Here is a 13,188-nt window from a genome sequence, read left to right on the forward strand (position 1 = left end):
GATTTTTATCTTTTACTTTTATTGCTGTCACGCATGCATAATCACATTACGCAGCGAACCAATGCCATCTACATGCACAATCGCTTCGTCGCCAGCGTGCAAAGTTCCTGCTGGATACGGAGTTCCAGTCAAAATAACATCTCCTGGAAGAAGTGTTGAGAAGCTTGAAATCGCAGCAATCTGCTCTGGAATACTGTGGATCAATCGCGCTGTAGTGCCGCTCGATTCTGGCACATCTTTCCCATTAAGCGTAAAGGATATATGCGCATCTCGCCAATTTAGCTCGGTTGTAATCCATGGACCTAGTGGGCAAGAAGTGTCGAAGCCTTTTGCGCGCGTAAACATTGGGTCACTACCTGCGCAATCACGCAAAGTTACGTCGTTTACGCAAGTAAAGCCAAAAACGTAGTCCATTGCGGTGTCTGCCGACACATTTTTGGCGATTTTGCCCATAACAACAGCCACTTCTGGCTCAAAATTCATATCGTTTGAAAAAGCAGGAATAACAATCGGATCGTCAGGTCCTATTACAGATGTGCTCGGCTTTGTAAAAATCACCATGTCTGCAGCCGTATGCGACGCGGCCGCAGCAGAAGATGCGCGCTCTTCGGCAGAACGCGTATCGTAGTTTTTTGCCAATCCGTAGACTTTTGAAGGAATCACTGGCGCAAGCAGACGCACGCCGTCGGCGTCTAACTCGTAGCGCTTACCTGTTGGTTTAACTCCTTGAGGGCTTAGTGGATGGCCTTCTAGAGCCACTAAATAATCCTTGCCGTCTGCTTCGTCTTTTTGAACGAAAGCGTATTGAGGAACTTCATTATAGGAAAAACGTGCAATTCTCATATTTTTAAGATTACGACATATTTAATACTTATTTATTTTTGATACTTATTTATTTTTGATACTTGACTGACGACTTTGCGATTGATGACTTTGCTGCGGAAAAGTCGCAAGCAACCGAAGATTTAAGGAAACGCCACAAACATCTTGAAAACAAAACTTGAGTGTAGTAGACTCAAGTTTTAGAAATTGACAGAATGTGGTTTGAGTGTAATCGCAAAAAGTTCACGCAAATCACCTAAAATCCGCAGAATAGCGGTGCAAATGGGGGTAAATATGGAACAAAAGTTTACAACCTTAGCGCAAGATGCATTAAGTGATGCTGTGCAAAGCGCGGCGGCGGCTGGCAATGCGCAAGTAGATACGTTACATTTGGCAGATGCCTTACTTCGCCAAGAGCAAGGTGTAGTGCGCGCGCTTATTGCTCAGGCAGGGGCGGACGCGCAACAAATCGGAGCCGAAATTCGCAACGCATTAGTGGCATTGCCTTCATCTACTGGCTCAACGACAACTAAGCCAGATGCAAGCCGTCAGCTTTTGGCTGCCTTAAGCCAGGCAGAAAAAGAAATGCGCACAATGGCAGACGAATACGTTTCTACAGAGCATATGCTTATTGGCATAGTTGCAAGCGCGCCGAATGCTGTTGCAGATATTTTCAAAAAGCACAATGTTTCTGCAGATGCGTTGCGCAAGGCTGTGCCAACTGTGCGCGGAGGTGCGAAAGTTACCAGCCCAGACGCGGAAGGCAACTACAAAGCGCTTGAAAAATATTCGGTTGATATGACTGCGCGCGCTCGCGAAGGAAAGCTCGACCCAGTAATTGGGCGCGACCAGGAGATTCGTCGCGTGATTCAGATTCTTTCTCGCCGCACGAAGAACAATCCTGTGCTAATTGGCGAGCCTGGCGTTGGTAAAACGGCAGTTGTAGAAGGATTGGCTCAGCGAATTGTTGCAGGAGATGTGCCTACGACTTTGCAAAACAAGCGTCTTATAAGCCTCGACTTGGCTTCGATGGTTGCAGGTTCGAAGTATCGTGGCGAATTTGAGGAACGCTTAAAGGCAGTGTTGAAGGAAATTCAGCAATCGGATGGTCAAATTATTACGTTTATTGACGAAATTCACACTGTTGTTGGAGCAGGATCTGCAGAAGGTTCAATGGATGCTGGCAATATGCTTAAGCCAATGCTTGCGCGCGGTGAGCTGCGCTTGGTTGGCGCAACTACGCTTAACGAGTATCGTGAGCATATCGAAAAGGATTCGGCGCTTGAACGCAGATTCCAGCAAGTGTTTGTTGGCGAGCCGTCTGTTGAAGACACGGTGACGATTTTGCGTGGACTTAAGCAACGTTACGAAGCGCACCACAAGGTGACGATTAGTGACGATGCAATCGTAGCCGCAGCAACGCTTTCAAACCGCTATATTACTGGTAGACAACTTCCAGATAAAGCGATTGATTTGGTGGATGAAGCGGCAGCTCACTTGCGTATGGAGCTTGATTCTCAGCCAGAAGAAATCGACGAATTGCAGCGCAAAGTTACGCGTCTTGAAATGGAAGAAATGCAATTAAAGAAGGCGGAAGATGCTGCTGCACGCGAACGCTTAGAAAAGTTGCAGGAAGAATTAGCTAACTCACGCGAAAAGCTTACTGGTTTGAAAGCGCGTTGGGATGCGGAAAAGGCTGGTCACAACAAGGTTGGTGATTTGCGAGCGCAACTCGATGCTAAGCGCGTAGAAGCCGACAAATTCACGCGTGAAGGCAACTTGGAGCAAGCAAGCCGTATTTTGTATGGCGAAATTCCAAGCATTCAAAAAGCTTTGGAAGAAGCGGAATCGCAGGCTGCTAATGCTAAGAGTGAAGCGAAAGAGCCGATGGTTCCAGACCAGGTTGATGCTGATTCTATTGCTGGAGTCGTTAGCGAATGGACGGGCATTCCTGTTGGCCGCTTGATGCAAGGCGAAAATGAGAAGCTGCTCAACATGGAAAAGGAGCTTTCTAAGCGCGTGGTTGGTCAAAGCGAAGCAATTCAGGCTATAGCGGATGCTGTGCGCAGAAGCCGTGCTGGAATTGCAGACCCGAATCGCCCAACTGGTTCGTTCCTATTCTTGGGTCCTACTGGCGTTGGTAAGACGGAGCTTGCAAAGGCTCTTGCCGACTTTTTGTTTGACGACGAGCGCGCAATGGTTCGCATTGATATGAGCGAGTACATGGAAAAGGCTTCCGTCTCGCGGCTTATCGGTGCTGCTCCTGGTTACATTGGCTACGAGGAAGGCGGCCAACTTACTGAAGCTGTGCGTAGACGTCCGTATTCTGTAGTGCTTTTTGACGAAGTTGAGAAGGCACATCCAGAAGTATTCGACGTTTTGTTGCAGGTTTTGGATGATGGTCGTTTGACTGACGGACAAGGTAGAACGGTTGATTTTACGAATACGATTTTGATTATGACATCAAACTTGGGTTCGCAATTCCTTGTGCAAGAGGGCTTGGACGATGCTGCTAAACGCAAGGCTGTTATGAACGCTGTTCACGCTGAGTTTAAGCCAGAGTTCATCAACCGTTTGGATGAGCTTGTTATGTTCCATCCGCTTACTCGCGAAGAGCTTGGTGGAATTGTGGATATTCAAGTTCGTCAAGTGGCTGCACGCTTGAGTGATCGCCGTATTAGCTTGGATGTGAGCGATTCTGCTCGCGCTTGGCTTGCGGAGCATGGCTATGATCCAGTTTACGGTGCTCGTCCGTTGCGTAGATTGGTTCAAACGGAAATTGGCGATCAGCTTGCGCGATTGCTGCTTTCTGGAAAGGTGCATGATGGCGCTCACGTAGTTGCGGATTGTGAGAATACTAGCGACCATGTGACCCTAAAGATTGCGTAATATATGCACTATTTAATGTAGTCAAATAAAACAAAGCGTGCTGTTTATTGGATTATTTTCCAGTAGACAGCGCGCTATTTTGTTGCATAACACTTATTCTTCTATGCAATAATGCGCGTGTTTAATTATGTTTTAAAAGTCGAACCAATAGTGTTTAATAGAACGTATGTTCGATAATATTGTGATGTTTGTTTTAATGGTGGTTGCTGTTGTAATAACCGCCATTGTTGTGCTGGCTATTGTTAAGCGCAACTATGGAACGCAAGGCGCTAATGGTGTAAACCAGCGCGAATTTAACGAATTGAGCTCGCAGTATGAACAAGCGCGCGCTCAAGCGCAAGAAAATGGCAATCAGGCTATACGATATCGCACGCAAGCAGAGCAGCTTGCTGAGCGATTGAAATTTGTTGAGTCTGAGTTGTTAAAAGCGCAGCAAGCAGAGCAATTGCGAGTGAATCGCGAAGAACAATTGCGCACAGAGCGAGAAGAACGCGAACGGTTAAATCGTGAGAAAACTTTGAAAGAGCAAGGCAAAGTCTTGGAAGCGCTTGCTCCAGTAAAAGACAATCTCGAAGCTTTGAAGAATAAAGTTTCGCAGATTGAAGAAGGGCGTAAGCAAGAAATGGGTGCGCTGAACACTCAGCTTAAAGGCTTAAGCGAGCAGCAAGCAAGGCTTGACCGCGAAACAAGTTCGCTTTCTGCAGCATTGCGAAATAATAAGGTTCGCGGAGCTTGGGGCGAGGCTCAACTAAAGAATATTGTGGAATCTGCAGGTTTGCTTGAGCATGTTGATTTTGATACGCAAGTTGTTGTAACGGGAGTAAATGGCGAACAGCAGAGGCCAGATATGGTTGTGCATCTGCCAGGAGGCAAAACAATTCCAGTTGATGCAAAAGTTCCGTATGCGGATTATCAGCGAGCTTGCGAAATCCCAGATAACGCAAGCGACGAAGAATTAGCTAGAAGAAGTGAGCTTCTAAAAGCGCACGCTAAGGCTTTGCGAGAGCACGTTAGAGCATTAGGAGCTAAAGCATATTGGCAGGCTTTTGAAACAGCACCAGACTTTGTAGTTGCATTTATTCCAAACGAAGCATTGCTTCAGGCAGCCCTTGAGGCGGATCCAACACTTATGGATGATGCTTTTGCGCAAAAAGTAGCCCTCACTTCCCCAGTTACCTTGTGGGCCGTGCTTAAGTCTGTTGCATACGCATGGCAGCAGCAAAGTCTTACAGATGACGCAAAAGAACTTTTCGATTTATCTCGAGAATTGTACGATCGCTTTGCGGTTCTTGGAGAAAATGCTTCAAAGCTTGGCATATCTTTGGCAAGAACAGTCGCAGCTTACAATAAGTTTGCTTCCTCACTTGAGTCTAGAGTGTTGGTAACAGCGCGTAAACTTCAGAAGTTAGACCAAAGTAAAGTTATTGCTTCAATAGATCTTATAGATTCCGATAAAGCTGATGTTAAAGAGCTGAGCGCTCCAGAAGTATCAGTAGAAGATCATTAAGCGTAAAAACACTAAAGCATAGAAAATTGAAGAACTCTAAACGCTAAGGAGTGCAAAAATGACAGAATTACAAGAGGAACGCGCGGAACTTAAACGCATGCTTTGTGCAGATATGAGCGCGAAACCATTTAGCGAACTGTTTTCTGTTACATTTGCTCAGCGCGGCTCTAAGCTAGTTGGTGATGTTCTTTTTGACGCAATTGAGAAAGCTGGGTATTCGTTAGAGCGCGATGTTGACGCAGTTGGTGCGTTAACTGCTGCTGCAGTTCCAATGGTTTTTGCACTTATTCATGCTGCAGAACGTAAAGGAATTGCGCTCGACGGCTTTGTTATGGATTTTGTTTTTCCTGCAACAAAAGGTCCGTCAGTTAACGGCAAGCGAGTGCTGTTGCTTGATTCTTGGCTTTCTGAAAAATCGTATGTTCAAACTTCTTCGCTTGTGACTTTACGACACGGCAATGAATTAAGTCTTGATTTTGGCATTGTTAATCAGCAAGGCGCGCAAATTCTTGCTATAGTTGCATTAATTGGTGGTGTTGACGCCGACGAACAAGGCACGAGGCATCTTCAATTAGTAAATCCAATAAGTGAGGAGAGTACTAAAATGGCATTTGTTCAAGCTTTCGGTGAAGAAGAATTACGTGCAGATGCAGATCACGAAGATTGCTGCAACGACAACTGCTGTGGCGGTCATTGCGAGGTTAAATGCACGGGAGATTGTGCTAACGATGGTTGCACTGAGCCTTGCTGCGAAGATAATTGCTGCGGTGGCCATTGCAAGGTAGAGTGCACTGGTGATTGTGCTCATGACGGTTGCACTGAGCCATGCTGCGAAGACAACTGCTGCGGAGGCCACTGCAAGTCAGGTTGCACAGGCGATTGCGCAACTGACGGCTGCCAAGACTAGCTGCAAAGACTAGCTGCCAATACTAAGCAAAAGTATTAAACGGAGCAAAACTCACACATGCACGAACCGAATCCAATTACTTTGGCTGCAAAAGCTTCCGACGAGCCAGAATTTCGACCTATAGGAGTTGGCCCGTGGGAAGAAGAGCATCCAGGTGAGCCTCGTCCAGATAATCCAGAATCGCCAAATTACGATGCGCGGTTTAGCACTGAATTACTAGACGAAGGCGACCAGCGTAACGTACTAGACCGCTACCGATACTGGAAAGTAGAAGCTATAAAAGCGGATCTCGATTCTAAAGGCCGTCACGAGTTTGAAGTAGCTGTAGAAAATTGGACTCACGATTTCAACATAGGCTCTATGGTTCGCACTGCAAACGCGTTTACTGCGAAAAAAGTGTATATTGTAGGGCCTCATAAATGGAATCGCAAAGGCTCGTTAATGACTGAGCTTTACCAATACGTTGAATGCTGCCCAACTATTGAAACTCTAGTAACTAATTGGCGCGAAAATATGCTTAAAGAAGCAGAAGAAGCGCATCAACTTTTGCTTAAAGCGCAAGCAGAAGGCAATAAAGAAGCCGAAAAAATCGCAAATATCAAGGAACAAGACGCTAAAAACGCTCGCGTTATAGCGCTCGATATTATTCCAGGCGCTGTTGCTATGGAAAACTACAAGTTCCCTAAACGTTGCCTTATGCTTTTTGGCGCAGAAGGTCCAGGTCTTTCTAAAAAAGCGCTAGAAATGGCGGATGACGTTGTTTACATTTCGCAATTCGGCTCTGTTCGCTCGCTAAACGCAGGAGCTGCTGCGGCTGTTTCCATGCACGCGTGGATTGCGCAGCATGCAGCACCAAATTGCTGAGTCTTAATAAAATCTTAATTAAAATTTCAGCAGCAGAATCTCATCAGTAATGTTAATTAAAACGCATTAGCCTGTACTCATAAACACTTACATTTTATGTGCATTTTTTTTTATTTGTGATATTGTTAATTTATGTTAGAATTTCAACATATTACAAAGCGTTTCGGCGCAAAAACAGCGCTTAACGACGTTTCTTTTATTGCCGAAGACGGTAAAGTCACTGGCTTTTTAGGCCCTAATGGCGCTGGTAAATCTACCACCATGCGTTGCGCGTTAAATCTTATTCATGCCAATAGTGGTACTTCTCTTATTGACGGCAAACCTTACGCAAAAATCGCATCCCCAATGACAGAAGTTGGCGCAGTTCTTGATGCAAAGTCTGCTCACAGAGGACGAACGGCGTACAATCACTTGTATTCACTCGCTTTAACTCACGGAATATCAAAAAAGCGCGTTGACGAAGTGATTGATATTACTGGATTATCAAGTGTTAAAACCCGCAAAGCGGGATCCTTCTCGCTCGGTATGAGTCAGCGTCTTTCTATTGCTGCGGCACTTTTAGCAGACCCTCACAATCTTATTTTGGACGAGCCAATTAACGGCTTAGATCCAGAAGGTGTTAAGTGGGTTCGTGAATTATGCAAGTATTACGCAAGCGAAGGCCGCGCAATACTACTTAGCTCGCACTTAATGAGCGAGGTTGCTCTTACTGCAGATAACCTTGTGATTATTGCGCATGGCGAGATTTTGAAGCGCACAACAGTGCAGGATTTTGTTGATGCACATTCGCAGCACGCTGTGCGACTTGTAACTCCAGAAGGCGAAAAATTAAAGCAAGTGCTTGCTCAAAATCATCCTGAGTGCAAGATTTTGCCAGATAATCGCACACCTCAAGACGTTCAAGAAGGCGAACTTTTTAGAATAACAGATTGCGAACTAAGCCAGATTGCGCGAGCAATTGCGGATAATCAAATTTTGGTATATCAGCTTAATTACGAGCACGCGTCACTTGAGGAAGCATATTTGGCTCTTACACACGGTCAAGAGCAGTATTTAACGAAGGCTGTTCCTAGCAGCGGCTCGAAGCCGAGTGAACAAAACGTAGAGCAATCTAATAGTGAGGAGAGTGCAAAATGAGTGAGCAAGTAGCAAATCAACAAGTGCAATCTTCTGAATCTAACGCACATCAGTCTAACGCGTATAAAACAGGTCGCAGCATGAACGCTCAGCACTTGCGTCTAACATTTATGCACACGCTTAAATCCGAGATTGTTAAGTTGCGCGGACTTGCGTCAACATGGTGGTGCATGGCATTAACAATTGTTTTGCCAGTAATCTTTAGCTTTATTATAGCGATTGTGCAAAAAGCAATGTCTAAAGTTGACATTAAGAATGGAGCAAATCAAGGCAAATCAAGCGCTGCAATTACTGTTGGGCCGAGCAATAAAAGTAGCCTTATTGCATCTTCTCAAGATAGCATTTTCCACTTAGTTATTAGCTTTGCTTCTGTATCTTTGATTGTTTTGGCAATTTTTGCAGTGCTTGCTGTAACCGCGGAGCATTCTACAACTTCGATTCAGGCTTCTCTTACTGCTGTACCTAAAAGGGGTATGTTCTTTACGGCTAAGTTTATTGCGGTTGCAATCTATGTTTTTGTAGCCCAACTTATTGCAATGGCAGTTTCTTTAGCTGCTGCAGAATTAGCTTTTATGGGAGATAACATTTCCGGATTATCGGGAAGCAACGTGTGGAAATTGCCGCTTACTCTGTTCCTTGGCTCTCCTGCAATTATGGTTGTTGTGTCAGCAATGGCCTACGGTTTTGGCATGATTTGCAAGTCAACTGCTGGCGGAATTATGTGCGTTATTGGAGCCGTGGTGATTCTGCAGACCATTGTTAGCATTATTATGCTTGCAAGCAATTTTGCGAAGTGGACTTCAATACTTATTCAGATTTTGCCAGGCAGTGCTGTAAGCCAATTCTTAGGAGCCTCCGCTAATTCTGGGCTGCAACTTCCACCAAACGCATATGTTTTCACATGGTGGCAGTCCGGTTTAGTGGTTCTTGCTTGGGGCGTAGTCATGTATGCAATTGGCCACGTTGTTGAAAAGCATCGCGATATCTAAAATATTTAAATATTCTGCAAATAATTTTGCAAAAACAATAAGGGCTTTACTCTGTAGATTCAAAAGATTTGACTACAAGATAAAGCCCTTTCCTGTATTTACTTTTCTATTTTTCTATATGTATTTTTTCTATATTTAATCATGTGTTATGAATTCAGTCATTCTTTACAGTTTCAGCAACGCGAGGCCACAAGGTTGTGCCCCAATTGCTAATAGTACGCTGACGAACTAGTGGCAAATCAGAACGGTCATATACTGTGCGCCATGGTTCCCAAACTAAGCCAGTCTTTTCAACCAGCTTGATTCGTAGATTGTGTACATTTCCTTTGAACTGAATAGTGGTGTTGAAGTGAGCTGTACGATACTTGCCATTGCCTTCCCAAGCGCGAGAACGCACGTAAGGAGTGCCGTCAATTTCGGTGCCGTACTCATCCCAGTAGATGTAGTAGCGAGCTACGTAAGCTCCACGGTGATCCAAAGTCAAGTAGCCGTCGCGGTAGGAAGAAACCTTGGTTTCAACGTAATCGCTATTGGTTTGCAAAGTTGCTACTTCGTTATCCTTGACGAAGGAAGTGGTGTAAGCAATTGGAACTGCTGGGCTGGAGGTGCTCAAATTTGCGCCTTCTTGAATCAAAGCCTTCAACGTGTCGACGTTGCCGGTAATAACCTTGGCTGCACCGTTTGCGCTGCCGCCGAGAATTACAGCAGTTACAGAAGTGTTCTGCAAAATGCGGTGGAACTCGGTATTTGGCTTGATTTCAACACCCTTGATTGCAGCTTCAACAGCAGCCTGGAAATCGGTACTCTTGCTGCGGGTGTCGAACTTTACGTACATTGAACGGCCGTAAGCTACGTTGGACACATATACTGGCGGACGCTTGCTGTCTACTCCGCGGCTCTTCAAGCTTTCTGGCGTAGTGCATGGAGCAAAGAAATCTGCTGGGCTATCTGGTGCATCAACGCTTACAGTGTAGTAAGTTTGCTTGAAGTTCACAATTTGAGTCTGCTTCTCACCCTTGTGTACTGCATCGAAATCAATCTTCAGCGGAACACCAATCTTGGCAAAATCAGCACCAAACTTAGCCTTGAGTTGGTTCATGCTTTGTGCGCTTGCAGAATCGTACTGCATACGAGCTGCAACATGATGACTTGCAGCATATTGTGCATTCCACTTAGAAACCAAGCCGTTCACTGCGGAAGTTACGGAACTCTTAGTTGGATGCTCAACAGTGACAGCACTCTCGCCGCCATGGAAGCCTGGCAGATCAATGCTCAATGTGATTGAGCCACGATTTGCAGAAATCAAGCTTGGCATGTTATCCATCAAATTCTGGTCAGCGCGGAATAATGCACCCGGATATACACGATCATTGTTGGCCGAAGTTACCGACAAGTTTGACGTTGTATTTGTGATGTTCTTCTTTTGATGCTCAACAACAACGAATTCGCCACCTTTGTCAAAGCTATCGCTGGAGAACTTGTTATCTATGGTTTCTCCGTGACGGGCAAGAATGCTTGTTTTATCGTATTGCAAATCCCACAAATAATCATTTAAGGCATTCTTATTAGCTGCGCATGATGGAGCCGGTTCTGGATCTTTTGAAGCAGGAGTAGCCATTGCTGGAACTGCTAAGCATTGTGGAATAATAGTCGCGCCCGCCAGCAACAACATTGCTGCATTACGGTAGAACTTTGTACTCTTCATATGTATCCTTATATTATGATATTTTCTGTTATTTTTTATGAGATACCGTAACTTATTTGCTTCTATGCATGGCATGCTTCGCTGCATTAGCTTAATATCTCATAGCATTTAATTATTACATGCTTTTTTATTTCTGGGATAGTGAAATAAAACAAATTTTTTTATTCTGCAAATAAACGTATGAAGAAGGTTGGAATGCCAACATTCTTTTATTGAATTATTTCCATTTCATGGCGTGTTGACATGCATAGACACTCGTTTTCACATATTTTATACTCGTTAATTTTATAAAACTGTATGTGATAATAATTGTTATTTCGCTTATTGTCTAGCTAATAAAATTTTTTAATATTACACATAATTTTCCCTAGAAAATATGAATCGACAATCATGTTCTAAAATTGGGAAAATATTTCTGCAGTAACGTGTGTAAATCTTTTATTAATATTGCTTTTTCTTCTATAAGAAGGTCACGCATCACACATATAGTTGAGGTTATGCCAACATTCACACGCGAAGAAATTGAGCATCTGGGCGTTCTATCCCAGATTGCGCTTAGCGACGAAGAAATCAGTCGCTTGCAAGGCGAATTAAACGTCATTGCAGAATCTATTAACAAAGTGCAGGAAGTTGCTGGCGAAGATGTGCCACCTACTGCAAATCCAGTACCTCTTGAAGCGTATTTGCGCCCAGACGAGCCTGCTACGCCATTGACTCAAGAAGAAGCGCTTTCTGGCGCTCCTAGAAGTGAGTCTGGCATGTTTGTAGCACCTCGAATTTTGGGGGAGGAATAAACATGACTAATACTCAAGATTTAGTAAAGCTTTCTGCTGCCGATATGGCAAAAGCTGTAAAAGCTAAAGAAGTTTCTAGCCGCGAGCTTGTTGAAGCTCACTTGGCAGTAATCGAAGCAGCCGAGCCAGAAATCAAAGCATTCTTGCATGTTTCTGCAGATGTTGCACTTGAACAAGCAGATGCCTTTGATAAAAAGAATGCTAATGGCGAAGCTGAAGGCTTACCTGAGCTTGCAGGCGTTCCAATTGCCATTAAAGACATGATTGTTACTAAGGGCATTCCTACTACTGCAGCCTCTAAGATTCTTGAAGGCTGGGTTCCACCTTACGACGCTACTGTTATTGAAAAGCTCAAGGCGGCTGGCATGCCAATTCTTGGCAAGACTAATTTGGATGAGTTTGCTCAAGGTTCTTCTACCGAGCATTCTGCCTACCAAACTACTTGCAATCCTTGGGATACCGAGCGCGTTCCTGGCGGTTCTGGCGGCGGTTCTGCAGCTGCTGTTGCTGCATTCGAAGCCCCTATTGCTTTGGGTACAGATACTGGTGGCTCCATTCGCCAGCCAGGCGCTTTAACTGGTACAGTCGGCGCAAAGCCAACTTACGGCGGAGTTAGCCGTTTTGGCGCAATCGCCATGGCAAGCTCGCTAGACCAGATTGGTCCTGTTTCTCGTACCGTTCTTGACTCTGCACTTTTGCAGGAAATCATTGGCGGCAACGATAAGCGCGATTCAACTTCGATTCCAGCTCCTGTTCCTCCAATGGCTCAGGCTGCGCGCGAGGGTGCTCGCCGCGATTTGAAGGGCGTAAAGGTTGGTCTTGTTAAGGAACTTAGCGGCGAAGGCTTCCAGCCAGGCGTTGAAGCACGCTTTAATGAGGCTGTGCAATTGCTTAAAGATATGGGCGCAGAAGTAACAGAAGTCTCCTGCCCTCACTTCCCTTACTCGCTATCTGCATACTACATAATCATGCCTTCCGAAGTTAGCTCCAACTTGGCTCGCTACGACGGCATGCGCTACGGTCTGCGCGTAATGCCACCAGCAGACAAGCCTCAAACTGCAGCAAACATGATGGCTGCAACTCGTGAAGCTGGCTTTGGCGACGAAGTAAAGCGTCGTATTATTCTTGGCACTTACGCACTTTCCGCTGGCTACTACGACGCTTGGTATGGCTCGGCACAAAAGGTTCGTACGCTTATTATTCGCGACTTTGAAGAAGCGTTTAATAAGGTAGATGTTCTAGTCTCCCCAACAAGCCCTACAACGGCATTCAAGTTTGGTGAGAAGATGAACGATCCACTCTCTATGTACATGAACGATATTGCTACGATTCCTGCAAACATGGCTGGCGTTCCAGCTTTGAGCCTCCCAGCTGGCTTGAGCGATGATGGCTTGCCTGTTGGCATTCAGATTATTGCTCCGCAATGCCATGATGAAAAGATGTACAAGCCTGCAGCAGCGTTGGAAGCAGCGCTCGAAGAAAAGTGGAGCGGCCCAATCTGGAAGTCGCTTAAAGCTGGTTGGCTCGATTCATTGGCTAAGTAAAGTGAAATAAAGCTTAAATAAGAAGGATTC

10 protein-coding genes are annotated in these 13,188 nt (G+C 45.1%); 8 read left to right on the plus strand and 2 right to left on the minus strand.

Annotated features, from left to right (window positions below; genetic code table 11):
• Nucleotides 1–27: 27 nt before the first annotated feature.
• The gene (locus tag MAF46_RS04920) at nt 28–843 is read right to left on the minus strand and encodes a fumarylacetoacetate hydrolase family protein (protein ID WP_060785809.1); all 816 of its coding nucleotides are present in this window, start codon (nt 841–843) and stop codon (nt 28–30) included.
• A gap of 273 nt (nt 844–1,116) precedes the next feature.
• Here MAF46_RS04920 and clpB point away from each other — a divergent pair, with 273 nt between their 5' ends.
• From clpB to MAF46_RS04950, 6 genes are all read left to right on the plus strand, one after another.
• The gene (gene clpB, locus MAF46_RS04925) at nt 1,117–3,711 is read left to right on the plus strand and encodes an ATP-dependent chaperone ClpB (protein WP_060785808.1); all 2,595 of its coding nucleotides are present in this window, start codon (nt 1,117–1,119) and stop codon (nt 3,709–3,711) included.
• A 166-nt stretch (nt 3,712–3,877) separates the two neighbouring features.
• On the plus strand, nt 3,878–5,218 hold the full coding sequence (locus tag MAF46_RS04930) for a DNA recombination protein RmuC (protein ID WP_060785807.1): 1,341 nt from the start codon (nt 3,878–3,880) through the stop codon (nt 5,216–5,218).
• A gap of 58 nt (nt 5,219–5,276) precedes the next feature.
• Nucleotides 5,277–6,125, plus strand: a complete 849-nt coding sequence (locus MAF46_RS04935) for a type I phosphoribosyltransferase (RefSeq protein ID WP_016810202.1) — start codon at nt 5,277–5,279, stop codon at nt 6,123–6,125.
• A 57-nt stretch (nt 6,126–6,182) separates the two neighbouring features.
• Complete coding sequence (locus MAF46_RS04940) at nt 6,183–6,989, plus strand: TrmH family RNA methyltransferase (protein WP_060785806.1); 807 nt, start codon at nt 6,183–6,185, stop codon at nt 6,987–6,989.
• A gap of 132 nt (nt 6,990–7,121) precedes the next feature.
• Nucleotides 7,122–8,126, plus strand: a complete 1,005-nt coding sequence (locus tag MAF46_RS04945) for an ATP-binding cassette domain-containing protein (RefSeq protein WP_060785805.1) — start codon at nt 7,122–7,124, stop codon at nt 8,124–8,126.
• Nucleotides 8,123–9,115, plus strand: coding sequence for an ABC transporter permease subunit (locus MAF46_RS04950; RefSeq protein WP_020761957.1), 993 nt, complete (start codon nt 8,123–8,125; stop codon nt 9,113–9,115). The genes MAF46_RS04945 and MAF46_RS04950 overlap by 4 nt, the downstream gene beginning before the upstream one ends.
• A gap of 154 nt (nt 9,116–9,269) precedes the next feature.
• On the opposite strand, the gene MAF46_RS04955 is transcribed toward MAF46_RS04950, so the two are convergent.
• Nucleotides 9,270–10,820, minus strand: a complete 1,551-nt coding sequence (locus tag MAF46_RS04955) for a thiol-activated cytolysin family protein (RefSeq protein WP_060785804.1) — start codon at nt 10,818–10,820, stop codon at nt 9,270–9,272.
• A 497-nt stretch (nt 10,821–11,317) separates the two neighbouring features.
• On the opposite strand from MAF46_RS04955, the gene gatC reads away from it, so the two are divergent.
• Nucleotides 11,318–11,614 carry an Asp-tRNA(Asn)/Glu-tRNA(Gln) amidotransferase subunit GatC gene (gatC, locus tag MAF46_RS04960; protein ID WP_004114131.1) on the plus strand — a complete coding sequence of 99 codons (297 nt, stop codon included), beginning with the start codon at nt 11,318–11,320 and terminating at the stop codon, nt 11,612–11,614.
• A 2-nt stretch (nt 11,615–11,616) separates the two neighbouring features.
• Complete coding sequence (gatA, locus tag MAF46_RS04965) at nt 11,617–13,158, plus strand: Asp-tRNA(Asn)/Glu-tRNA(Gln) amidotransferase subunit GatA (RefSeq protein WP_016636107.1); 1,542 nt, start codon at nt 11,617–11,619, stop codon at nt 13,156–13,158.
• The last annotated feature ends 30 nt before the right edge of the window (nt 13,159–13,188 follow it).

The organism is Gardnerella pickettii (assembly GCF_029226345.1).
In the GTDB taxonomy this organism is placed as follows: Bacteria; Actinomycetota; Actinomycetes; order Actinomycetales; family Bifidobacteriaceae; genus Bifidobacterium; species Bifidobacterium piotii.